This window comes from Colwellia demingiae, from assembly GCF_007954275.1.
In the GTDB taxonomy this organism is placed as follows: domain Bacteria; phylum Pseudomonadota; class Gammaproteobacteria; order Enterobacterales; family Alteromonadaceae; genus Colwellia; species Colwellia demingiae.
Genome location: NZ_VOLT01000004.1, coordinates 291,740 through 315,432, shown reverse-complemented (window position 1 = coordinate 315,432; position 23,693 = coordinate 291,740). Strand labels below are relative to the sequence as shown.

Sequence of the window (23,693 nt, the reverse complement as noted above, 5' to 3'; positions counted from 1 at the left end):
AATTGCAACTTCAGTACACTGCATTTACTGATTGAGGGTTGATTAACCGCTGACATATCACCTGAAATATACGCATTAAATAAACAGCATTTAGCTACCCTTTGGTAGAAATTTAGTAACAAAAAAACAGATGGAGTACATCATGAGCACAGATACATTGATAAAAGTTGAAGAGATTTTAGCTGAACAATTTTCTCAAGAAGTAGAACAAGCAACAGGCAAGGTACTAATAGATTTTTACGCACCATGGTGTGCACCATGTAAAATGCTAGCCCCCGTTGTTGAGCAAATAGCACAAGAACATGAAAATATTAAAGTCATAAAAATAAACGCAGATAACAGCCAAGAATTGATGGCTAAGTTTGGTATTCGAGGTATTCCCACATTACTATTAATGAACAAAGGAGAGTTGGTCGCTACACAAGTGGGAGCCGCTTCTGTCAGCCAAGTGACAAAGTTCGTTCAACAGTAATAAACCTCCCCATTAGCAAGTTAGGCTATCAACACTTGATAGCCTATCTATTTTCGTTATCTCCACAATATTATTGACCATACCTTGATCTATTTCGGGCATCACTACTGACTATTCATTACAATCATTCTTAACAATTATGTCGTAATTATCTTAGATGTATACAAGGCACGCAAATGATGCAAATCACCGACTTAAAAACAGAACAAAAAATTCCACCGTTATTACGCTTAGGTTTTAGACCTTTTTTTCTAAGCGGGGCGTTATTTAGCGTTTTCGCCATTACGCTTTGGCTATTAATGTATAAGGGAACAATTAGCTTATCACCTTTAGGCGGCGGTTATTGGTGGCACATTCATGAGATGATTTTTGGTTTTGGCGGCGCCATTATTGCAGGTTTTTTATTAACTGCTGTACAAAATTGGACTGGCGTTAGAGGCGCTCAAGGCAATACACTACTCGCATTATTCATGCTCTGGTTAGCGGGTCGCACTTTGCTAGTCGTTCCTGACTTACTCGGCTCAACACTAAGCAGCCTAATCGACCTACTTTTTCTACCCACTGTTGCTTATGTCTTAGCCAAACCAATTATTGCCATGAAGCAATACCGTAATTTGTTCTTTGTACCGCTACTCGCTTTATTCACAATCGCTAATTTAGAGATGCACTTATCAATACATTACCCGACAACATTCAATAGCGTCTACTCTGGTTATGCGGGTGTTATGTTAGTAACCTTTTTAATGTCAGTAATGGCTGGTCGTGTTGCTCCAATGTTTACAGCCAATGGCACAAAAACGCCTAAAGCTGCACCGCTACCTTGGTTAGATAAAGCTGCTAATGGAAGTTTAGATATTGCTATGTTCAGTCTTCTACTACAACCAATAGTTGGTTTTTCGGCGACATTCTTTGGCGTATTACTTATCATTGCTAGCGTATTTCAAACGATGCGTTGGGTGAGATGGCGTCCTTGGATAACGTTAAATGTTCCTCTTTTATGGTCTATTCACGGCGCTATGAAATTTATCTGCTTTGGTTTATTCGTGCTTGGTGCAAGTTATTTAATACCTGAAGTAACAAGTAATCATGTGTGGCACTTACTGACTATTGGCGGTATTGGCGGTATGATTTTAGCCATGATATCACGTGTTTCTTTAGGCCATACAGGCCGTCCATTAACACCACCAAAATCAATGACAGTTGCCTATATCTTAATAAATTTAGCCGCACTGGTACGTTCCTTTGGCCCATGGGCTGTTCCTGAAAAAACTTTATTATTTATTGATATCAGTGGTGGATTTTGGATCATTGCTTTTGTTATATTTATTGCCGGTTACGGTCCTATGTTAATAAACGAAAGAAAAGATGGTCGACCTGGGTAGAGTGATTTACACTCTTTATATAACATGACAGCAATGTCTTGCGGTACCTGAATATGTAAATAAGCTAGCTAGTTCTATTCGAATTACCTAGCTTATTTTTATTAGGCAACTATAAAAAATAGAGTAAACACCATGCGCGCAGTATTTTTAGATAAACAAACCTTCAGTTCTGCCATTGATTTTTCTGTCATTGAGCAACAGGTAACCCAGTTAGTTTGTTATGCCAATACGTCACCTACTGAGGTAATGGCGCGCTGTCTAGATGCAGATATTATTATTACCAATAAAGTACAGTTAACGGCAGAAGTTTTATCCGCCTTACCTAAGGTAAAGCTCATTTGTATCAGTGCAACGGGTTATAACAATGTAGATATTGAAGCTGCTAGTCATTTAAATATTGCCGTAACGAATGTTAGTGGTTATGCGGGACAGTCTGTCGCACAGTATGTCTTTGCCCAGTTACTCGAGTATTATCAGCAAACAAGTCACCATAATAGCAATACTGAACAAGGTTTATGGTCAAGCAATGATACCTTTTGTTATCACGGTAATAACATCAGTGAATTAGCAGGAAAAACGCTTGGTATTATTGGCTACGGTAGCCTAGGTAAAGCAGTTGCTGATATTGCGAAGGCGTTTAATATGAAAGTACTCATTAGTGAACGGCCTCAAGCCAGCACTATTCGAGTAGAACGAGTTTCTTTTGATCAGGTCATAGAACAAGCAGATATTCTCAGTTTACATTGCCCGCAAACGCCTGAAACTGAAAATTTTATTAATGAAAGTGTATTATCTCGCATGAAAAACACCGCCGTATTGGTCAATACAGCTCGAGGAGCATTAATTGATGAGTCAGCTCTATTGAATGCTTTAAAAACGAAAGAAATTTCCTATGCAATTTTAGATGTATTAACACAAGAGCCGCCTTCTGCTGATCACATACTACTTAATAACAAGCTAACCAATTTAAAAATAACCGCGCATATCGCTTGGGCAAGTAGTGAAGCTCAACAGCGTTTAATTGATTTATTAAGCCAAAATATTATTTCCTTTACCCAAGGCGAACGATTAAATCGTTTAACGTAAACTAGCTCAGTTACCCCAACTAATTGATAAGTAAATTTCACTGCAAGTTAGTTAAAGCTTTGCTATCTTAGCGTTGAGATAATCAATTAGATGCGTTAAGAAAACCATGACAATTAAAAATGACACTATTAAGTATTTAGCTTTAACATCAGAATATTTCTCACAAGTGATCACGCTCGCCAATTTTGTTCATGGCGATGGTTATTTAGATGATGATAAAATTATTGAGTGGACCAATAAAGGCATAATTAATAACATTAACTGTAGTTTTGTCGCCCTGCTTGATGACCAAGTTGTCGGCTTTCGTAGTACTTATTCGGCCAATCAATGGCAAATAGATCAATGGTGCAGCCCACACTTATGGCAAGTAGATAGCCAAAAGTGCTGTTATTTCAAATGTAATACCGTTGATGAAAAATATCGAGGCTTAGGCATTGGTAGACAACTATTACAACTTGCCATCAACGCTGCACAGCAACAAGGCGCTCAAGCAGGCATAAGTCATTTATGGAAACAAAGCCCGAATAATAGTGCCGTGTCATATTTCAGTAAATGTGGCGGAAAATTAATAAAATCACACCCTGACAAGTGGAATGAAGAGAGTAAACAAGGCTATAGCTGTATTTTATGTGGCCACAATTGTCATTGTGAAGCTGCCGAAATGATTATTCATTTTGATAATTAATATTCTGTAGCTATCTATACCCGTTCCACTTGAAGATGCATGATTCAGCTGGAATTAGAAACGCCTTTAGGCAAGACATTGATTGAAGAGAATAGTTATTCTATTGTCGAAATCAATAACGCAGCATAAAGCGTTTCTAAACCAGCCCCCTGGGGAAGACTGAGCAAATCATACTCTGCGTTACATTTCTTTTTAAGGGAATGACCCTTAATAAAAAAATGCGCCTTGATTATGAATCGCTCAAACTTCCTGAAACGAGCATATTCAAGTGGAGTGGGTATAAGTAGAACAGCGGCTTAGGTTGAGATTAAATATTATTTACCTCACTTTTGAGCTGCTCTTTTAAACGCTTAATGATATCTTCATTAAATAACGCTAATCCTTTTCGAGTAAGAATAAAAGACGATGCGCTACCCACGTCATGAGCGATAAGATCTTCATGACGTAAAAACGCTATCGTGCCAATATGAGCAGCACGTTTGTCAATGTCCATCTCAGAGTCGACAAAAACATCGTTAAAGCCAATTTCTGTTGGCGTAGGAAAGTGCTGTGCTAATAGTTTCAGTATTATCACTGACGATTCATCGAACGGTGAAAAATTTATGCTCATTAGGTTTTCCCCTCAGTGTAGAACTCCATGCTATTTAAAATATAGCAGAATAAAATCCATTATAAAGTTGTTAAGGCACTGTGATAACTGCTACTGAAATCACGCACTTTCAATAGTAGAGGAATTATCATTAATTTCTTTTACCCTAAGTCCCTAGAGGTAAATGCCAATCAATTTGATTAATTTCGTGTTTAGCTAACCAATCATTAGTTTGGGAAAAGTGTTTGCTGCCAAAAAAACCTCTGTAAGCAGACAGTGGTGATGGATGTGGCCCCGTTAAAACTAAATGTTTTTCTTGGTTAATATTTTTACCTTTCTTATGTGCATGTGCTCCCCATAAAATAAAGACACAGCCATCATTGTGCTCATTTAATTCGTTAATGGCTTGTTCAGTAAAGGTCTCCCAACCCAACTTTGCATGGGAATGAGCATTTGCTTGCTGCACAGTTAAAACCGTATTTAGCAGAAGTACTCCTTGCTCTGCCCAATGTGTTAAGCAGCCGTGCTTTGGTGTTTTAAAGCCCTCAACATCAGTCGACAGTTCTTTATAAATATTAACAAGTGATGGTGGTACCTTAACTCCATCCTGCACTGAAAAAGCTAAGCCGTGTGCCTGATCTTTTCCGTGATAAGGATCTTGCCCTAGAATGACAACTTTAACCCCCGCTATATCGACATGATTAAAGGCATTAAAAACATCATTTTCTGCTGGATAAATTGAAATTTCTGACGCTCTTTGTTTTGCTATTTCAGTGACTAATTTTTTAAAGTAGCCTTGCTTCGCTTCTCGATTAACAAGCTGTTGCCATTGTGGTTTCATCATATTCATATCCAACGATTTAGGGGTTTAGCAATAAAAAAAGCTATCACCTAAGTGATAGCTTTTATATTTTACGTTAAGTAATGCAATTAAGCATTCTCAAAATAGTTAGTGCGAGGTTTTACACCCAGCTTAACTCAGCAGGTAGCTACGTAAATCATTGAAATTTGCTGCAAGATCTTGCGACAAAATAGGCTCGCCAGCACAATCGGCAAGCTCTTTTGGTAAGCCTAACGGTTGACCAAGAATACTTTCAACAACTTCTTTAAATTTAGCTGGATGAGCTGTTCCTAAAAAGACACCAAACTCGCCTTCAGCAGCGCTATATTGTAGTGCTTTATAAGCGACAGCAGCATGCGGTTCACTAATATAACCTAACTTACGAAGTTGGATGACGGTTGATTGGGTTTGTTCTTCGTCAATAGATACTGAGCTAACACAACCCTGCTCAACAATACCACTCTTCAACATATGTTCAACGCGTGGCCAATTATTCGGGTTACTCACATCCATTGCATTTGAAATAGTGGCTACCGTGCTATTCGGAGTCCATTCACCTGTTTCTAGATAACGTGGCACAGTATCATTGGCGTTAGTTGCGGCAATAAAACGTTTAATTGGCAAGCCCATCGCTTTGGCAAATAAGCCCGCGGTTAGGTTACCAAAGTTACCACTTGGAATTGAGAATACGATGCTACTTAAATCACTTTTCGCTCGAGATAATTGTGCTACGGCTTCAAAGTAATAACATACTTGCGCTAGTAATCGACTGATATTTATCGAGTTAGCTGAATTTAAACCAATGGTATTTGCCAATTCTTTATCATCAAAAGACTGCTTTACTAATGTTTGGCAATCATCAAAGTCACCATCAACTGCTAATGTTTCAATATTTCCACCTAACGTGGTAAACATTTTTTCTTGTAGCAAGCTGATTTTTCCTTTCGGATACATGATAACAACACGAATGTTATCAATACCGTGGAATGCATGAGCAACAGCCGCACCTGTATCACCTGACGTAGCAGTTAAAATGGTTAAAGGTTTAGTCTCACCACTTGCTTTAGCATCTTTAGCAACAAATACCTGTAAACATTTGGCCATAAAGCGAGCACCAAAGTCTTTAAAAGCTAACGTTGGCCCATGGAATAATTCTAAAATGGCACGTTCTGGGCTAATAGGCTGTAATAAAGCAGGGAAATTAAAAGCATCTGTAACAATGTCAGTTAATTCACTTTTCGTTAAATCACCTTCAACAAAGGGTTGTAATATTTTCACACTACGCTCTACTAAAGGCAGTGCTAATAGCTCTTCGATATTATCAAGTTTTGGCATATCGGTAGGGAAAAACAAGCCCTGATTTTTACCTAAACCTTGCTTGACTGCTTGAGCAAAAGTTACCTGCTCATCATTTTCTTTTAAATTATAATATTTCACTGTTGTTCCTAATAATCTGTTCACTAAGATTGGTTAGCCGTCGTATTTATATATGACCAATGCCAATCGTTATTAATATATAAGTTAAATTTCTGTTGCGCCAACATCATCGACTTTACACACATGGACAAAGCCTAATGCTGTTTGTAAATAGTTCTCTTGTAACCATAGGGCAAATTTCTCTGCTTGTTTTTCGCTATCACAAACACAAAATAGTGTCGGGCCTGAGCCTGAAATTCCAACGGCTAACGCGCCTTGCGAGCTTAAATAATCTCGAGAGGCTTCATATTTTGGCAACAAGTCTGTGCGATATGGTTCTGCAATCACATCGGTTAGTACTGAGAATGCTTGGCTTTTATCTTGACGATGACATGCATCAACAAATGTAGCTAAGTTTTGACCGTAGCTGATAACGTCACTACGACTATAAGTTGTAGGTAAAACGTCTCTGGCTGCTTTAGTTGATACTTCGATACCAGGATACGCCATTACATAATAGCAATCATCGAAACTTGGTAAAATGCGCGAGATCACATTTTCATCAGGAACCATTAATTGCAAACCACCTAAATAACATGGCGCAACATTATCATAATGTAAGCTGCCACTAATTTGCGCTTCCATTTGCCCTGTCATTTTTAATATAACATTTTCATCAAAACTAAAGTTATGGTATTTAGCATAAAAGGCATTCAAGGCGGCTAGCGCTGCTACAACAGAGCAAGCACTTGATCCTAAACCGCTGCCAACAGGCATTTTTTTGTCTAAAGTAATTGCAACAAAAACAGGTGTTTCTTTAACACTGATTAATTGCTCATTAAACAATAATAGGCAAGACCAAACAATATTATCTTCCTTATTACTTGGTAATTTATCAGCAAAAATACCGATAACCGTTAGACTATTATCATTGCTGGTTGTTGCATTTACAGTGACAACATCACCTAATAATGTACCATCTACCGGCTTTACTGCGAGCCCTAAAACATCAAAGCCCACACTAACATTACCTATAGAGGCCGGTGCAAAAACCGACACACTTTTATTAACAGTGGTATTAGTAACTGACATTAGTGCTGTTGCTCCCATGCTAAGGTTCTTAATAAATCACCAAAAACACCTGCCGCTGTAACCGCTGCGCCCGCACCGTAACCGCGTAAAACAAACGGTAAAGGTTGGTAATAACGACTATGAATAGCCAAGGCGTTTTCGCCATCTTTAATGCTATATAACGGGTGGTTTATTCCTACAGACTCGATAGAAACTTGGCATTTACCATCAACAATATTACCAATATAACGAAGCACTTTACCTTCTAATTTTGCACTCGCTACACGCTCAGCAAAGTCACTATCAAGCTTAGTTAAGTTACTCATAAACTGACTAACATCACCACTGGCATCAAAATCATCGGGTAATACTGACTCAATATTGATATCTGATAACTCAAGCTGCATGCCAGCTTCACGAGCCATAATCAATAATTTACGAGCAACGTCCATACCACTTAAATCATCGCGAGGATCCGGTTCAGTAAACCCATTCTCTTTAGCAATTGCAGTCGCCTCTGATAACAACATACCCTCTTCTAACTTACCAAACATATAAGATAGCGAACCCGACAATACACCTTCAAAGCGTTGTAATTCATCACCCGCTTTAATTAAACTTTGTAAGGTATCAATAACAGGTAAACCTGCACCTACCGTTGTTTCATATAAGAAACGACGATTGGTTTTCTGTGCTGTACTGCGTAGCTCTTGATAATATTCCCAAGAATCAGTATTCGCCTTTTTATTTGGCGTAACAATATGAAAACCTTCAGCTAGGTAATCGACATAATTCATTGCTAATGTTTCATTTGACGTTGAGTCAACAAAAACAGGGTTAATTAGATGATTATCACGAACAAAACCTTTAAGGTTATCTACATTAACTGCTAGCGCCTCACCTGCATTCGCCATAGCTTCTTGCCAGTTATTTAAATCGATACCTTCTTTGTCAAACACCATACCTTTCGAGTTAGCAATACCGTAAACTTTCAAGACAATATTTTGCTTTTTCAAACTCGTTTGTTGACGAGATATTTGTGCGATCAGCTCACTGCCAACAACACCACACCCTACTAAGAAAACATCAATAGTGGGTTTATGAGAAAAGAAATTCTGATGACTTACTTTCATTGCATCCATACATTTTCGCTGCTCAACAACGACAGAGATACTACGCTCCGATGAATCCTGAGCAATAGCAACCACATTAACTCGAGCTTGTGCCAATGAACTAAAGAACTTAGCTGCTACGCCCCGTTGATGGTGCATACCATCACCGACAAGCGACACAATGGATAGTTCACCTTTTAGCGCTAAAGGTTCAAGTAGGCCATTTAACAGCTCTAATTCAAACTCTTCGTGCAAACTTTGTTTAGCACGCGCAGCATCACTTGAGTAAATACAAAAGCTAATGCAATACTCACTAGATGATTGGCTAATCAGTACCAAAGAAATATTTTCTCTGCTCATGGTTGCGAATACGCGACTCGCCATGCCTACCATGCCTTTCATGCCAGGTCCTGACACATTGACCATGGTTAAGTCATCAAGGTTAGAAATTGCTTTAACGCGTTTTTGTTGGTCATTCTCATTGGAGATTAAAGTACCCGGTGCACTTGGGTTACTGGTATTCTTAATCAAACAAGGGATATGGTACTGAGCAATAGGTCCGATTGTTTTTGGGTGTAAAACACTTGCACCAAAATAAGATAACTCCATTGCTTCTTGATAAGATAAATAATCAAGTAATTTGGCTTCTTTAATATAACGAGGGTCTGCATTATAGACCCCATCTACATCAGTCCAAATCTCACAACATTCAGCTTCAGCACAAACAGCTAATACCGCTGCTGAATAATCAGAGCCATTACGCCCTAATGTAGTTACTTCTGGCATACCATCATTGTTGTCCGCATTTACCCCAATAAAACCAGGCATTAACGATACTTGATTTAATTCAGTGTATTCATGCTCAAATTTTTCTTTCGATAGTACTAAATCTGCCACTGCATTTAAGGATGACTTGTTGGTATATAAAAACTTTTCTGGTGCTAACAGTGATACTTGTAAGCTATAAGCTTGTAATACGGCATCAAGTATTGCCACACTTAAACGTTCACCGGTACTGATAATACGAGCACGGATATGATCAGGGCAATAGGTTAGTAACGTTGCGCCTTGCATATAGCGTGAAATTTGATGTTCATAATTAGCTAACGCTTGCTCACAATGTTGATTATTAAAGTTGCTTATACTTGCCGATAAATCATCGATAATAGTAGTAATTGCACGTTTAAAATGACCTAAATCTGCCACTACCTTTTCTTCATCACTAATGTTTTCAGTCATAGCAACTAAGTGGTTGGTAACCCCTTGTGGGGCCGATACAACAACGGCAAGTTTTGATGATTCGCTTTTATTTTGGATAATATCGGCAACTTGACGAAAACGCTCTGCTGAAGCTAGTGAAGAGCCACCAAATTTAAGTACACGCATGTTTTCTTCCTTTATAAAGAAATAGTGAATAAAGATACTCTTTGCTTATTGAGCTATTTAAGCTATTAGAGTTAATACTCTTCATTGTAAACATAAAAAAGCCCGTAACCTTTTCAGGTCACGGGCTTCGATAAAATTTTCATTTATACACGTTAGCCAGCGACCGCCATCCTAATTAGGGTGGTAGTGGTTGTAATAATAGTAATGTGGCTGGTGTTTATTTTCATAACCCTAAAGTGCCTTAAGTTGCAGTAACTGTCAATCTATAATGATAAAAAATATTAAATAAAAAGTTATAATTTATGCATATAATTTAATAATAGGCATTAACGTGTTTACACAGATAAATACTCATTTTGCATCTTTATAGAAGTTCAGTAGCATTACATACTTGATTGCGACCCTGAGATTTCGCTTGATATAAAGCACTATCCGTTTGGGTGATCAGTTCTTCATAATTTGCTTCTCTGCTACTAAGTTGTGCAACGCCTAAGCTGACGGTTACGTTTATCACCTGATCATTATAAGTGAACGGTGTTATGGCTATTATTCGACAAATACGCTGTGCAAGTTCTATTGCTCCTGCAGAATCTGTCTCAGGTAAAATAATAGCGAACTCTTCTCCACCATAACGACCAAAGGTGTCTTCAACTCTTAATAAGGCACTTATTAAAGCACTGACCTCAATTAACACCATATCGCCACCTTGATGGCCATAATTATCGTTGAGCAGTTTAAAGTGGTCTAAATCAAGCATTATCAATGATAACTTTTTGTCATGTCGTCGTGCTTTTGCGTATTCTTGCTCTAGTGAGTCTTGCCAATGTCTTCGATTATAGATTTGAGTTAAACCATCTATACGGCTTATTTGCGCTATTTCAGCTAAGGTCTTTTGCAATTGCATTTGATAATGACAAGCGTCAGTAACATCTTCAATTAAGATACAAATATATTTGCTATTATCATCAGTTTCTATAGGTAGAAAGGTGCAGTTTTGCGCCATAAACTCACTATCTGTTGTGATCGGCCGAGTGTGAGGTAATTCGAATAAGTGATGTCTTTGTTGCCAAGAACAAAAGCTTGGCGTATTTAATTGTAAAACTGAGCTAAGTTTACGAGATAACCAACGTTGTGGCAGCTCAGGAAATGCACAAAAAATAGATTGCCCAATAATATTGCCTGGTATTTTATCGGTATGAACCTGTAAAAAACGATTCCAAATAACAATATTAAAATCAGCATCTACTACCAAAACACCGGTATTTAGTTGGTTAGCAATTTGGCTATTGATTTGTTTGAGAACCAGTTCATTTACATCAGGTACCTCTGAAATCGCGGGTGAAATTGGTGTATTAATATCAGGCATTAGAATTCTTCCAAAATTCGATCAAGTACATGTTTTATATTCGTGATCGCTGTTTCAGGGATCAATAAGATCATATTGCAATTAAAAGAATAATCAGTCACTTGATAATTAATATTTACTTTTAATGCTAAATCCCAAGTAAACGGCATTTGTTGTAAATGTTCAGATAATATTTCCTGTATATTCGGCAATAATTTTGGCGCATTATAAGACAATTGATTATTAATCTGCTGAGCAAATACATTTAAAAAAGTTGTCGTTAAAATGGAACTAATATCAATTAATTGCTCATCTTGTGATAATTCATCTGGTTCATATCCCAATAAATCAGCGATTCTAGCTGAGCCCTCTTCTTGGTAAACCAATAATGCTTCACCTCGAATTCCTTCATAACCAAAAAATCCTTGGCTTACAACGGCCATAGTATTTTTCTGCTGACTCAAGGTTTTCATCAGATCTTTAGCTGCTACACTCTCAATACTCGGGACTTTCAAATAAACAAAAGTATCCAGATAACGAGCAAGTTGATCACTAGCTTGTCCCATAGCAATATTAATGAGCTCTTGTAAGCAATCTTGTTGGTCTTCAGTTAGGTGAAATTCATTCATAGAAGGCCATGTTGTCGCAAATTATTAAGTAATACATCTGCTTGTACAGGCTTACGCATAAACTCTTTTGCTCCTAGTGCTTTTACCTTACTTTGCATTTCAGGCTGAATATCTGCTGAAATAACAAAAACACTGCAATTAAGGTTTAGTTTTTGTATGCCTTGTAAAACACCAATACCATCAATCCCCGGCATAGTAAGATCAAGAAAGAGAATTTCGATACTATTATCACGTAAAATTGTTAGTGCTTCTGCACCATTACAAGCAATTTGAACGGAGTCTTTCCATTCCTCAGGAAGGCTTCTAAGCACTTGCTTTCTGGCCATGTTTGAATCATCACAAATAAGCACCGATGGGCTCATAGAAGGAGGGACCTTATTTTATTTTATTGTAGATAATTTACCCTAAATATAAGCAATTGTTAATTAACAATTCATTTTTTTAACAATATTATGTAGATAGTTCATTTATAAATGAAAAACTCGTACTTTTAGCACGAAATCACTCCACTTCGAATGTAACTAAAGAGATAAGAATTGAATATGAATACGTCGTAATCGATTTAAGAGAGAACTAACGTTTTGGAATATAAGCAGTACAAGATATGAACAGTATGTATCATTTACATAGCGAGATTTAAAGGTTAAAGGCAAAGTTTGGAGTTGTTAATGGTTATTCACTATCAGAGCATATAAGCCGTTACAACTAGGCACCAATGATAAAAAAAGCACAAGCAATAGAGAATACAGCTGAGCTGATATAAACCATGATAATTTTGATATTATCGAAACTAATTTTCATCACATTGCCTTTTAAAATTTAAATAATAAATAAAAGAGAGTTAATGAATCGATTATAATTTATTGCTACAGCAAAAAGTGTAGTTAACGGTAGGTATATTGTCTAAATTTGTGACGAAGATCATTGATCTTCTAGTTTTTTCTTAGCGGTAGTAGGGGGAGGTGCCACTGTAATTGCGATTGATAAGTACTAAGCCATTTTTTAGCTATTTGATAGTTTGGGCAGAATTTTTCAACGAGTTGCCAGAACTCTTTAGAGTGATTTAAATGCTCTAAATGGCATAACTCATGAATGATCACATAATCAATAACGTACAAGGGCGTCATCATTAAAAGGTAATTGAAACTTAATTCACCTCGATTATTGCAACTTCCCCAACGAGCACGGTACTGACGAATATTTATTATTGATGGGCACAATGATATTTCTTTACTAATAGTTTCAAGGCGCTCGATGATTAATTGTTCAGCTTGCTGCTTAAAGTAAACTTCTAGTTGCTTTTTTATCTGTTTAGCTTTTGCTAAAGGTACTGTTAACTTAGCATTAGTTCTTTCACTTATAGCGACATTGAGCAGCTTATTCGTTGTATTTTGATAAGTACATGACTCTATTTCAGAAGTGACGTTATGACTAAAATATACTTCAGATTTTTTTGCTATGCATGTATTGAGAGTGACTTTCTCACCTAAATAAAGCAAGCTTGAACCTTGACTGAAGTCACAGGCATCGGGTGTTTTTTGTTGCTCTGCTAACTTATTACGCAACCAAGCTGATTTTTCTTGAATGAAAATATCAATAAATGCTGACGTCACATAATGAGGAGCTCTCACAGTCACTTGACCATGTTTCACCTGCAGCGCGAGTGTTTTCCTACGCTTACTACGAATAAGTTTATATTCAAGCATAGAATGTTAACCACAACACATCATATTCAATTAACTAGCTTCACTCAGTTTGGTCGCCGTTATTTTAGCTTTACTTTTTTTTGCTTTAGCTGCCGGCTTTTTTGTTTCAGTTTCGGCGAGATCAGTAATAGGCAAATCAGTTACTTTTTCAACTAATTTTTTAACGATTACTTTTGTCGGTTTTTTGGCTAATAAAGCAACAAGTACTTCTTCTCTATGCTGTGCCAAGAAAATACTTAATTCTTCATTAGCACTATCACTTAATTCTACCGAAGATTGAGAGAACATCTGGCTTAAGTTATCTGCCATATCCAACATTTTGTCATATTCATCAGCCGATTTCTTATCCATAAATGTTTTCGCCTCTACCCCGTTTCTAATCACTACAAACCGACTTTCAACTGCCATTAGATTTCCCCATTCTTACATTTTGAGCTAATTAAAGGCCCATCACGCTGTTAAAAAATTAATACCTAAAGCATTAAATTAACGTTTACTCAAATAATATTAACCACGATAGCATAATCAACACGAAAACTGTATATAAAAACAGTTCAATATAACTACTTTCAATAAGCTAGATCATTGAAGCTTTTAAAAACCAGTCAATCATCGCAAGTTTAATCGTTTCTACTACAACTTTCGTATGTCAAAGTATCACCAAATGTAAGTGTTAATGTCACGATTAAACAAGGTTTACAGCTGAATAAACAAACAATCAATCACTTAAAGAATATACGCCAATTAATGCTTGATTTTTAGTTACATCCTCTGGGTAAATGGTTACAACTTTTAACTAAAAAGAGTCCACTATTATGATGTGCCTTGTATAACGAGGACGAATAAAAACTAACGATATAAAATAAACCTATGGAGAACTACCATGACTACTTTCAAAAAAACCTTACTTGCTCTTGCCGCGTCTTTACCTTTATTAGCTATTAGTTTACCCAGCCAAGCAGCAATGACTCCCTATATGGAAAAAGCCTTGATTGATGTTTGTAAAGCCGCTAAAAGCAATAGTGTGATAAAATTCAAAGGCACAACTAAATATTATCGCCTAAAAACTAAAACAGTCGCATTAAAACTAATGTGTAATGGTGAAGATGTTATCAGCTTTGCTGAAAGCTATGGTGCTGATAAAACGGCGGCCAAATTACAAAAAAGTTTAGGTAATGTACGCATCACTGATGTTGCCGCATTGTCAAAAGTTAGCGTGACTTTTTAAATTGCCCACTAAATAAGAACGCTCAAGAGGATAGTATTGAGCGTTCATGTTTAACCTGAATCCTGCTTTATATATATCCTCTAGCCACTATTTTTATTAAGCTTAAAAATGACTACTCACCAAAAACCCTTTCAAACCAAGACCTATGGTCCTCTTTTTCTTGTAAACAGTCTTTTGAAGTAATTATACCGTCTCGCACGGCAGGATAAATCACCGTATTGGCGCATTTATCTGTTACGGCATTACCCGTCTGTTGCTCAAAAAGAGTAACCACTATACTTTCTGGTTTAGCCTCTATTTTATTTACAACTCCCTGTTTCTTTATGAAATCAGCGAATAAAGGCAGCGCTCCACTACTCCCGGTTAAACCCGTTGGTTTATTATTATCTTTACCCAACCAGGTTGTTATTAAATGTTTGCTGTCATAACCGATGAACCAACTATCTCGTAAGGCATTACTTGTGCCTGTTTTACCCGCGACTTTTTTGTTATTTAAACGCCAAGTCAGTGATCGAGCGGTGCCCACTTGAGTGACTCTTCCTAAAGCGTAATCAAGTAAGTAGGCAGCATTGCTTGATAAACGTTGCTCACTTGATTGCTGCTTTTGCCAGAGCGTCTCGTTGTTTGAGGAGAGAATTTTGGTGATGGTATGGGACTTTTGGTAATAACCGTGGTTAGCAATTGATAGATATAATTGGTTAATTTCCAATGGCGACATATTAATGGCACCTAATAAAACAGACGGGCGCATTCGAAGTTTTTGCTGATATCCCAATGCTTTAATAGCATCAGCTACGCTATCCAAACCTAAACTCATACCCAAATTAATAGTGGGTACATTAAGTGAAAAGACTAAACCCTCGATTAATGAAACCTGCCCTCGATATTTTCCATCATAGTTTTTAGGTTGCCACTTTTTACCGGTACCATTTCTTAAAGTAATAGCCTTATCATCTAAGATAGTGGCAAAATTATATTGCTGATAACGCTCGAGTGCCGCAACATAAATGGCTGGTTTAATTAATGAGCCTATATGACGTTTAGCATTAAGCGCTCGATTAAATCCAGCATAACCACTTTCCCTACCACCGACGAGCGCTCTAATTTCACCACTGGCAATATCAGTAACCACCATTGCCGCTTCTAGATTTTTTTGGTGGTATTTCCGTTCTAGTAAGGGTAATTGCTTGGCAACACTTTGCTCTAATAATTGCTGGCTTCTATGTGAAAATCCAGTGAATACTTTAATACCTGATTTTTGAGTAAAACTCGACAGGTGCTGATTTAGTTCTGCATTAACCAGTTGTAAATAAGCAGGGTAATTTTTTTTGGCTAACCGTCTATTCGACCTAATAGACAGTGTTGATTCTGCTGCCTGTTCAAAATCAACCAGTGATAATAAATGCTGTTCAAACATAAGCCTAAGAATAAGGTCTCGGCGTTCTATCGCACGTTCTGGATGACGCCATGGGTCGTAGTAACTTGGTCCTTTAACTTGAGCTATCAATAAAGCCATTTGACCATGGCTTAATTCATTAATTTTTTTACCAAAATAAAACTGTGCGGCTAAGCCAAAACCATAAACGCCATTGGCATAATTTTGCCCTAAATAGACTTCATTAATGTAAGCCTCTAACAGTTGATCTTTACTGTATCTAAGTTCTAGAATCACCGCCATTAGTGCTTCTTTAATTTTTCGAGAAAGTGTCCGTTCACGATTTAGAAACATATTCTTTGCTAGTTGTTGAGTTAACGTGCTACCGCCTTGCACCGTACGTCCAGCACGAATATTATTAAGTAGTGCTCTAAAAATACCAACGGGTGAAACGCCATGATGATGATAAAAATCACGATCTTCAATTAACAATAAGGTATCAATCAATTGGCTCGGCACTTCTTCTAGCGACACCAGTACACGATCTTCCTTATTATCAGGAACTAAACGCGCAAGTAGCTGTGGTTCAAGCATTAATGTAGTAACCGCTTGCTCGTCAACACTCAGGGAAACAACAATTTCGCTAACGACTTCAATACTGAGTTGTTGTGCGTAATTGACTCCATTAGCGAAATCAAAAGCACGTTGGAAAATATTCAAACGTTCTGACGACTGAGAAAATTGACCGGCTCGAGTGGCAAATTTAACTTTCTGATAACCATTAACTTTTAGTGATTGCGCTATTTCTTCTAGGTTTTCCTGCTCACCTAGCTGCAATTTTTTTATTTGACCATAAACTTGTACAGGTACTTGCCAACGCTGACCTTCAAATTTTTTCCTTACCTTAGCGTCAAGATAAATAGAAAATATTCCTACCGTAAACACAGTGGCAATAATCAACTTGCCTAAAGTTATACCTATTCGGCGCATTATTGACTTTTCTTTGACCACAGGGCTACTGCGTTTTGTTGCTTTATTTATTGACATTATTTTTCGATATGCTTGAGGCTGTTAATTTTTACTGATTATTTTTGCAACTGAGAAGTTAAATACTCCCCAACTCCAACACTAGTTATTCTTTTATATGACGCTTCATTTTATTGGTTGCCTTAGCGTTAACAGGATCATCTGGCCAATAATGCCTAGGATAACGGCTTTTCATGTCTTTTTGCACTGCTTGATAGCTACCAGACCAAAATTTAACTAAATCTTGTGTTACTTGAATAGGCCGTTGCGCGGGTGAAAGTAGCTCTAAAAGTAAAGGTATACCTTGATTTTGTTCACTTATACCCGCAATAACGCCAACATTGGGTGTTATTGTTAGGCCATATAATTCTTGCATAGGTAATGAAACTTTTGGAGATTCATCTTGAGAATAACTAATAGGGCAATGTCTTCCTGTAGGCCCAACATAAACAGTAGGCGCAGCTTGTTTTAATATTTTTTGTTCTTGATAGCTAAGTAAAGATAATAACATTTGTGATAAGTCGAGTTTATCGAGCTGCGCTTTAGTTTTTATGCTTCCAACAAACGGAGCAAACCACGTTGTTAATTTTGTTAATAGCAGATCATCATCGATCATCGCTAAATCATATTCCGGAAAATACTTGTTCAACCACAGCCAACGAGCCTTGAGCGCTAGATCTTTGGCCTGCCAAGATAAAAAACCCAGCCCTTTTTTCATCACCAAACCACACCACATAGCACTAATTGTTTCAGCTGTTACGTCTTGTTTTAATGGCTGTTCTGATAAGACTATTGCACCTAATGATGTTTGCCTTTTAGCGATTATTCTGCCGCTTTTAATATCAAAATTTGCTATGTCTTGCTGTTTTATTTGTGCAGCAAAAGTATCGGTGATTTCTTCTAAGCTGATTTGACTAGCTAATCTCACCGTTAACTGGCTACCTAGTTGACTCGTTTGAGCGATAACAATAAAGCCTTCACCTGCTAAAGCATCTTGTTCATTCACTAACGCTCCTTTGCCATTAACACAAATAAAGTCACCATGATTTCCCCGGGTTTTAGCAACACGTTCTGGGTAAGCATAAGCGAGCAGTACACCCGTTTTTGCTAAATCAAGAGAATGTACGCTAAAACGTAATTGTACGTTTTGAGCAAGTCGACTCGCTTGCTGTAAAATCCGCTCTAACAATGGGTTTTTATTACTCTTATACCGAATAAGCAATTGCAACCGATGAATGAGGTCACAATCATATTTCGCCTGTTCTCCTTTTAAAATATCGCGTTCTTCGAGTAAAGCGGCGATTAAACAAGCCAATAACGTGCTATTCGGCCCTTGGGTTTGTGCCATTAATATCATATGAGCAAAACGTGGATGACAAGGCAAGCAAGATGCTTTTTCACCGTGCTTGGTTAGTAGGTATTTATTATCAACAATGTCTAGGCTTACTAGTTCTTGCCATGCTTGTTGCTCCTTTGCTTTACTGGGCAGTTCCAATAAAGGTAACTCGGCTAAGGCTGTGACTCCCCATCGAGCAGCTTCAATAAGTGTCGGTAGTAAATCTGCTTGTTGAATATCATTAACACTATGCAACGGTCTACGTTCAAAATCATCTTTGCCATATAAGCGAATACACTGCCCAGGCATTAATCGCCCTGCTCGCCCCGCTCTTTGTACAGCTGAAGCTTTTGATATTTGCTTTTGCATTAGCTTATTCATCAAACTAGCACTATCAAAAACAGCAACTTTTTCAAGCCCGCAATCAATAACAAGATCAATGCCGTCAATGGTCAATGAAGTCTCTGCAATATTTGTAGCTAAAACAATTTTACGATGTCCACTTGGACAAGGTGCTATTGCCTGCTGCTGCTCCTTTAAACTCAGCTCACCAAATAAAGGGCAAATTTTAACACTTTCCATTTGTTGAGCCATTAAGCTATCAAGTAAAAACCGAATATCGGCCACACCCGGTAAAAAAACTAAGATTGAGCCCATGTGGTTAAACATTTTATCTTTGATAACTGCCAACGCATGTTCACGCCAACGTTGATGAGCCCTAGGAGCTTGATAACTCACCTCTATTGGATAGCTTCGCCCTTCACTACTCAATAGGTGAGCATCAGGTAGTGCTTGGCTTAAATATTCAATGTCTAACGTTGCAGACATTAACAGTATTTTTAAATCCTGCCGTAACTCTGTTTGTACTTCACGGGTGAGTGCAAAAGCTAAGTCGCCCTGAAGACTTCGTTCATGAAACTCATCAAAAACAACCAATGCAGTACCTAACAGCTCGGCATCTTTTTGAATGATCTGCGTTAATATGCCTTCAGTTATTACCTCAAGACGGGTATTTTCTGATGTTTTACTATCATTACGTAATCGATACCCAACAGTTTCTCCTACCTTCTCTTTCAGTTGTGCAGCTAAAAATACTGCTATATTTTTAACAGCCAAACGTCTAGGTTGCAGCAAATAAATTTTCTTATTAGCCAAACTTGGCAACGTTAATAACCATAGAGGTAAGCAGGTTGATTTACCCGCTCCAGGAGGAGCCGATAATATGAGAGTATTTTGCTCATCAAGGTTTTGGCAAAACTGTTGCTTAATTGCTTCTATGGGTAAAGAAGTGGTCACGGTCATCGACAAAATTAAATTATTAAAAATATGACTGCTATCATAACAATTATTAGTTGTCGGGCATATTGCCAAACAGTCTAAACAATAAACTTCATCGCCGTATTCAATATCAATAGCTGTCTACTACTCAATTAGATACCTTCAATTTTAATGAAGTTAACTCGATAACATAGTTGGGTAATGCTTATTAAATTGGCCAACAGCCGTGAGTTTTTCTATAAGGACCATGCTTACATGGTGATGAAACTGATTAACCAAACGTATTAGCTTGTAAAGTAAAATGGATAAGATACAAAGTTGGCGCAAGCAGCAATACATACAAAATAATTTTATCTAAAGTTAGACTAGTATTTTAAGAGGAACTTTGGCAGAAAGTAAGATAAAAAGCCGAAAAAACATATACTCCCAGCTAAGTTAAAAAAAAGATCATTCGGATACTAAAAATTTTAGACTAAAACTTGCAAAAAAATATTTCTATGCTTACTTGGCAAATTAATTAAAGACTGTTATTACTGAACGTTCCCCTTTATTAATCAGCGACAATCAGAGAGGAAATAACATGCAACATTCGGCACATGGAAGTTATATCATTGAACAACAAAGTAATATTTTATTGGTTGATGTACAAGAACCATTTAATGACGTGACTGCGGAAAATTATCATCAAGATATAAAACAAATAATAGAAAAAATGAGTGGTGAACCATGGGGGTCATTAATTACCTTTCGTGGCAGTAGTGTTTTCACCCCTGATGCCGAACAGCAGTTAAGAAAAACAACTCAGTATCGACAAGAAAAAGGCATGATTGCTATTGCTGTTGTTATTTTAAATAGCGCCTATGCAGATATGCAACAAATGCAACTACAACGTATTTACCACGACTGCCAAATAGAGTTTCATGTTTTTAGTGATAGCGAGATTGCTACTGATTGGCTAAATGATTTTATAGAACAAGCAAGTTTATTAAAAAACAAACAACGAAAGGCTTAACTTGTTAATTAAAATGACAATACCAACATAAAACTACAGTATAATGAGCTACTAACTTAATTAGCTAATTATACTATGATACTTCAAGTACAACACGCCAAATTAATTAAGCGTTATAAACGCTTTCTAGCCGATATTGAACTTAATTGCGGTGAGGAAACAACCATACATTGTGCTAATACTGGTGCGATGAAAGGTTGTGCAGAGCCAGATGATACCGTTTGGTATACCACTTCGACCAACACTAAGCGAAAGTATCCATTTAGCTGGGAGATCACCCAAAGTCAAGATGACCACTTTATTTGCGTCAACACCTTGCGCGCTAATCAGTTGGTGGAAGAGGCATTACACCAAGGTTTGATCAAAGAATTATCAGGCTTCGATGAATTAAAACGAGAAGTAAAGTACGGCAATGAAAACAGCCGGGTTGATTTTTTAGCAACTTATAATCATGCTCCTGATACATATATTGAAGTCAAATCAGTCACATTATTAGAGAGTGGCCACGGCTATTTTCCTGATGCTGTAACTACACGTGGACAAAAACATTTACGTGAATTAATGGACATGGTCGCACAAGGGCATAGGGCTGTCTTATTATTTGCCGTTTTACATAGTGGTATCAATGATATTTCTGCCGCTAGCCATATTGATCCAACCTATGCAAAGTTACTCAATGAAGCTCGCCTTGCTGGTGTTGAAATAATAGCCTACAAAGCAGCTTTTTCACTAAAACTCGGAGAGCTTGATTTTAATTTAGTAGAAAAAATTCCCTTTATTGAACGATAAAGATTGACTCACCCTAGTAAAAATTGCTAAAAGAGCTTGCTCAAAATTTTTAAATAACAGTGTGAAAATCATAATTTTCATTAACTAGTTGATAACATTAAATAAAATATTTATTTTAGCTAATTTGTTGATTTTTATCATGAGCGACACAATATAGTCCTGATTCATCGGGTCATATATAACATATTGGCACTTACAACAAAGGCATCATATTACGTAAAACGTGATATATTAATAAATTGCCTTGGTCTATGTAGCATTGGGAGAATAAGCATGCCAACAAATAAACACAAGCCACTAGGTATTCTTGCCTTAGCAGGCGTTGCGCCATATCAAGAAAAAGCTGGCGAAGAGTACATGGAAGAGCCTCAGCAAGAGCATTTTAAGAAAATTTTAGATGCTTGGCGCCTACAGTTACGTGAAGAAGTTGATCGTACCGTATCGCATATGCAAGACGAAGCAGCAAACTTTCCAGATCCTGTGGATAGAGCGGCTCAAGAAGAAGAGTTTAGTCTTGAATTACGTACACGAGACCGTGAACGTAAACTTATCAAGAAAATTGAAAAAACTTTACAGTTAATTGAAGATGACGACTTTGGCTTTTGTAAGTCTTGTGGCATAGAAATTGGTATTCGTCGTTTAGAAGCCCGTCCTACTGCCGATCTTTGTATTGAATGTAAAACGTTAGCTGAAATTAAAGAACGCCAAATGGCTGGCTAAAAGTAGCTAACCTTAGCCACTTGTAACTAGACATAGTTAACATGCAAAACTTGCATATCAAGCGACCACTAGAGCCTAAGCAGGCTTATCAATATCGTGGTCGCTTTGCTCCATCCCCTTCCGGTTTACTTCATTTTGGTTCTCTTATCGCTGCTTTAGCGAGTTTTCTTGATGCAAAAGCGTTTGTTAATAATCGCGGAGAGCAAGGAAAATGGCTAATTCGCATTGAAGATATTGATCCGCCTCGTGAGCAAAAAGGCGCCAGCACGGCAATATTAAAGACACTTGACGCTTTTGGGCTACACTGGGATGAAACAGTGCTTTATCAAAGTACTCAATCTCCATACTACCGTGATATTTTATTCAATTTATCGCAACATAAACTAAGCTATTATTGTCAATGTACTCGCTCTCAAATCAAGGCTAATGGCGGCATATATCAAGGCCATTGCCGCACAGCTAATTATAAATCACAAAACAGCGCTGCAAGGCTTGTTAACCAATATGGCTTACATCAATTTAATGACATATTTCAAGATGACGTTGTTTGTAATAAAGCATTAGCTAATGAAGATTTTATTATTCATCGTAAAGATGGCTTGTTTGCTTACCAACTTGCAGTAGTCGCTGATGATATTGCACAGGGCATTACCCATATAGTTAGGGGCTGTGACTTACTCGAACCCACAGCTAGACAACTAACTCTTTTTAAAACATTAAACAATAACTTTTTAAAATGCACAACGCCACGATATGGCCATATTCCTTTAGCAATAACGAATGATGGTTATAAGCTTAGTAAGCAAAATAAAGCGCCCGCAATTAATAATGCTAAGCCACAACCTGCGCTTGTTGCTGCACTAATTTTTTTGGGCCAAACACCTATGCCTGAGTTAGTTAGTGCTAGCGTTGAAGAAATAATTAAATGGGCGATAATTCATTGGCAACGGGACCTTGTACCCAAAGTTTTTGAGATAAACATTGATTAAGCTAAGCGAAATTAGTTTTTGAAGCACAACTCATTGAAAAATATAGGTCTATACCTGTTCCACTTGAAGATGCAGGATTCAGCTGGAATTATAAACGCCTTTAGGTAAGGCATTGATTGAAGATAATAGTTATTCTATTATCGAAATCAATAACGCAGCTTAAAGCGTTTATAAACCAGCCCTTTGGGGTGACCTGAGCAAACCATATTCGTCGTTACAT

The 23,693-nt window shown here is 37.4% G+C and carries 22 protein-coding genes; 9 read left to right on the top strand and 13 right to left on the bottom strand.

Annotation, left to right across the window (positions count from 1 at the left end):
- The first annotated feature begins 130 nt into the window (after nucleotides 1-130).
- The 4 genes from trxA (at nucleotide 131) to ESZ36_RS09495 (ending at nucleotide 3,625) form a co-directional block, all read left to right on the top strand.
- Complete coding sequence (gene trxA / locus ESZ36_RS09510) at nucleotides 131-472, top strand: thioredoxin (protein ID WP_342779722.1); 342 nt, start codon at nucleotides 131-133, stop codon at nucleotides 470-472.
- Nucleotides 473-648: 176 nt separating this feature from the next.
- Nucleotides 649-1,854: an NnrS family protein gene (locus ESZ36_RS09505; protein ID WP_146786830.1), complete on the top strand. Its 1,206-nt coding sequence runs from the start codon at nucleotides 649-651 to the stop codon at nucleotides 1,852-1,854.
- A 132-nt stretch (nucleotides 1,855-1,986) separates the two neighbouring features.
- Nucleotides 1,987-2,940 carry a D-2-hydroxyacid dehydrogenase gene (locus ESZ36_RS09500; protein ID WP_146786827.1) on the top strand — a complete coding sequence of 318 codons (954 nt, stop codon included), beginning with the start codon at nucleotides 1,987-1,989 and terminating at the stop codon, nucleotides 2,938-2,940.
- A 106-nt stretch (nucleotides 2,941-3,046) separates the two neighbouring features.
- Nucleotides 3,047-3,625 (top strand): GNAT family N-acetyltransferase, encoded by a 579-nt coding sequence (locus tag ESZ36_RS09495; protein WP_146786824.1) that lies wholly within the window; start codon nucleotides 3,047-3,049, stop codon nucleotides 3,623-3,625.
- A gap of 307 nt (nucleotides 3,626-3,932) precedes the next feature.
- Here ESZ36_RS09495 and ESZ36_RS09490 read toward each other — a convergent pair whose 3' ends face one another.
- The 11 genes from ESZ36_RS09490 to ESZ36_RS09440 form a co-directional block, all read right to left on the bottom strand.
- A complete protein-coding gene (locus tag ESZ36_RS09490) occupies nucleotides 3,933-4,235 on the bottom strand; it encodes a hypothetical protein (protein ID WP_146786822.1) in 303 nt (100 codons plus the stop codon).
- 145 nt (nucleotides 4,236-4,380) lie between these two features.
- A complete protein-coding gene (ung, locus tag ESZ36_RS09485; protein ID WP_146786819.1) occupies nucleotides 4,381-5,058 on the bottom strand; it encodes a uracil-DNA glycosylase in 678 nt (225 codons plus the stop codon).
- A gap of 129 nt (nucleotides 5,059-5,187) precedes the next feature.
- Nucleotides 5,188-6,492, bottom strand: coding sequence for a threonine synthase (thrC, locus tag ESZ36_RS09480; protein WP_146786816.1), 1,305 nt, complete (start codon nucleotides 6,490-6,492; stop codon nucleotides 5,188-5,190).
- Between the two features lie 84 nt (nucleotides 6,493-6,576).
- A complete protein-coding gene (thrB, locus tag ESZ36_RS09475; protein WP_146786813.1) occupies nucleotides 6,577-7,563 on the bottom strand; it encodes a homoserine kinase in 987 nt (328 codons plus the stop codon).
- Nucleotides 7,563-10,040: a bifunctional aspartate kinase/homoserine dehydrogenase I gene (gene thrA / locus ESZ36_RS09470; RefSeq protein WP_146786811.1), complete on the bottom strand. Its 2,478-nt coding sequence runs from the start codon at nucleotides 10,038-10,040 to the stop codon at nucleotides 7,563-7,565. The genes thrB and thrA overlap by 1 nt, the downstream gene beginning before the upstream one ends.
- A 152-nt stretch (nucleotides 10,041-10,192) precedes the next feature.
- Nucleotides 10,193-10,267, bottom strand: a complete 75-nt coding sequence (gene thrL, locus ESZ36_RS23175; protein ID WP_146787372.1) for a thr operon leader peptide — start codon at nucleotides 10,265-10,267, stop codon at nucleotides 10,193-10,195.
- Nucleotides 10,268-10,404: 137 nt separating this feature from the next.
- Entirely contained in the window at nucleotides 10,405-11,406 is a 1,002-nt protein-coding gene (locus ESZ36_RS09460) for a GGDEF domain-containing protein (protein WP_146786808.1), read from the bottom strand.
- Nucleotides 11,406-12,014 carry a chemotaxis protein gene (locus ESZ36_RS09455; RefSeq protein ID WP_146786806.1) on the bottom strand — a complete coding sequence of 203 codons (609 nt, stop codon included), beginning with the start codon at nucleotides 12,012-12,014 and terminating at the stop codon, nucleotides 11,406-11,408. The genes ESZ36_RS09460 and ESZ36_RS09455 overlap by 1 nt, the downstream gene beginning before the upstream one ends.
- Complete coding sequence (locus ESZ36_RS09450; protein WP_146786803.1) at nucleotides 12,011-12,376, bottom strand: response regulator; 366 nt, start codon at nucleotides 12,374-12,376, stop codon at nucleotides 12,011-12,013. The genes ESZ36_RS09455 and ESZ36_RS09450 overlap by 4 nt, the downstream gene beginning before the upstream one ends.
- A 570-nt stretch (nucleotides 12,377-12,946) precedes the next feature.
- Nucleotides 12,947-13,720, bottom strand: coding sequence for a M48 family metallopeptidase (locus ESZ36_RS09445; protein WP_146786800.1), 774 nt, complete (start codon nucleotides 13,718-13,720; stop codon nucleotides 12,947-12,949).
- A 30-nt stretch (nucleotides 13,721-13,750) separates the two neighbouring features.
- Complete coding sequence (locus tag ESZ36_RS09440; protein ID WP_146786797.1) at nucleotides 13,751-14,128, bottom strand: YebG family protein; 378 nt, start codon at nucleotides 14,126-14,128, stop codon at nucleotides 13,751-13,753.
- Nucleotides 14,129-14,603: 475 nt separating this feature from the next.
- Between ESZ36_RS09440 and ESZ36_RS09435 the strand changes: the two genes are divergently transcribed.
- Nucleotides 14,604-14,948, top strand: coding sequence for a DUF3718 domain-containing protein (locus tag ESZ36_RS09435; protein ID WP_146786795.1), 345 nt, complete (start codon nucleotides 14,604-14,606; stop codon nucleotides 14,946-14,948).
- Nucleotides 14,949-15,060: 112 nt separating this feature from the next.
- Here ESZ36_RS09435 and mrcB read toward each other — a convergent pair whose 3' ends face one another.
- Entirely contained in the window at nucleotides 15,061-17,370 is a 2,310-nt protein-coding gene (gene mrcB, locus ESZ36_RS09430) for a penicillin-binding protein 1B (protein WP_146786792.1), read from the bottom strand.
- A gap of 85 nt (nucleotides 17,371-17,455) precedes the next feature.
- A complete protein-coding gene (gene hrpB / locus ESZ36_RS09425; RefSeq protein WP_170235814.1) occupies nucleotides 17,456-19,987 on the bottom strand; it encodes an ATP-dependent helicase HrpB in 2,532 nt (843 codons plus the stop codon).
- Nucleotides 19,988-20,543: 556 nt separating this feature from the next.
- On the opposite strand from hrpB, the gene ESZ36_RS09420 reads away from it, so the two are divergent.
- The 4 genes from ESZ36_RS09420 (at nucleotide 20,544) to gluQRS (ending at nucleotide 23,473) form a co-directional block, all read left to right on the top strand.
- Complete coding sequence (locus ESZ36_RS09420) at nucleotides 20,544-20,975, top strand: hypothetical protein (RefSeq protein ID WP_146786787.1); 432 nt, start codon at nucleotides 20,544-20,546, stop codon at nucleotides 20,973-20,975.
- 75 nt (nucleotides 20,976-21,050) lie between these two features.
- Entirely contained in the window at nucleotides 21,051-21,764 is a 714-nt protein-coding gene (gene sfsA, locus ESZ36_RS09415) for a DNA/RNA nuclease SfsA (RefSeq protein WP_146786784.1), read from the top strand.
- Between the two features lie 273 nt (nucleotides 21,765-22,037).
- Complete coding sequence (gene dksA / locus ESZ36_RS09410) at nucleotides 22,038-22,484, top strand: RNA polymerase-binding protein DksA (protein WP_011045037.1); 447 nt, start codon at nucleotides 22,038-22,040, stop codon at nucleotides 22,482-22,484.
- A gap of 41 nt (nucleotides 22,485-22,525) precedes the next feature.
- Nucleotides 22,526-23,473, top strand: a complete 948-nt coding sequence (gene gluQRS, locus ESZ36_RS09405; RefSeq protein WP_146786781.1) for a tRNA glutamyl-Q(34) synthetase GluQRS — start codon at nucleotides 22,526-22,528, stop codon at nucleotides 23,471-23,473.
- Nucleotides 23,474-23,693 lie beyond the last annotated feature (220 nt).

Coding starts and splice junctions, on each gene's coding strand:
- ESZ36_RS09505 (WP_146786830.1), top strand. CDS start 649: ATGATGCAAATCACCGACTTAAAAACAGAACAAAAAATTCCACCGTTA.
- sfsA (WP_146786784.1), top strand. CDS start 21,051: ATGATACTTCAAGTACAACACGCCAAATTAATTAAGCGTTATAAACGC.
- ung (WP_146786819.1), bottom strand. CDS start 5,058: ATGATGAAACCACAATGGCAACAGCTTGTTAATCGAGAAGCGAAGCAA.
- ESZ36_RS09490 (WP_146786822.1), bottom strand. CDS start 4,235: ATGAGCATAAATTTTTCACCGTTCGATGAATCGTCAGTGATAATACTG.
- mrcB (WP_146786792.1), bottom strand. CDS start 17,370: ATGTCAATAAATAAAGCAACAAAACGCAGTAGCCCTGTGGTCAAAGAA.
- ESZ36_RS09455 (WP_146786806.1), bottom strand. CDS start 12,014: ATGAATGAATTTCACCTAACTGAAGACCAACAAGATTGCTTACAAGAG.
- ESZ36_RS09495 (WP_146786824.1), top strand. CDS start 3,047: ATGACAATTAAAAATGACACTATTAAGTATTTAGCTTTAACATCAGAA.
- thrB (WP_146786813.1), bottom strand. CDS start 7,563: ATGTCAGTTACTAATACCACTGTTAATAAAAGTGTGTCGGTTTTTGCA.
- dksA (WP_011045037.1), top strand. CDS start 22,038: ATGCCAACAAATAAACACAAGCCACTAGGTATTCTTGCCTTAGCAGGC.
- ESZ36_RS09435 (WP_146786795.1), top strand. CDS start 14,604: ATGACTACTTTCAAAAAAACCTTACTTGCTCTTGCCGCGTCTTTACCT.
- thrA (WP_146786811.1), bottom strand. CDS start 10,040: ATGCGTGTACTTAAATTTGGTGGCTCTTCACTAGCTTCAGCAGAGCGT.
- ESZ36_RS09440 (WP_146786797.1), bottom strand. CDS start 14,128: ATGGCAGTTGAAAGTCGGTTTGTAGTGATTAGAAACGGGGTAGAGGCG.
- ESZ36_RS09460 (WP_146786808.1), bottom strand. CDS start 11,406: ATGCCTGATATTAATACACCAATTTCACCCGCGATTTCAGAGGTACCT.
- ESZ36_RS09445 (WP_146786800.1), bottom strand. CDS start 13,720: ATGCTTGAATATAAACTTATTCGTAGTAAGCGTAGGAAAACACTCGCG.
- ESZ36_RS09450 (WP_146786803.1), bottom strand. CDS start 12,376: ATGAGCCCATCGGTGCTTATTTGTGATGATTCAAACATGGCCAGAAAG.
- trxA (WP_342779722.1), top strand. CDS start 131: ATGGAGTACATCATGAGCACAGATACATTGATAAAAGTTGAAGAGATT.
- ESZ36_RS09500 (WP_146786827.1), top strand. CDS start 1,987: ATGCGCGCAGTATTTTTAGATAAACAAACCTTCAGTTCTGCCATTGAT.
- hrpB (WP_170235814.1), bottom strand. CDS start 19,987: ATGACCGTGACCACTTCTTTACCCATAGAAGCAATTAAGCAACAGTTT.
- ESZ36_RS09420 (WP_146786787.1), top strand. CDS start 20,544: ATGCAACATTCGGCACATGGAAGTTATATCATTGAACAACAAAGTAAT.
- gluQRS (WP_146786781.1), top strand. CDS start 22,526: ATGCAAAACTTGCATATCAAGCGACCACTAGAGCCTAAGCAGGCTTAT.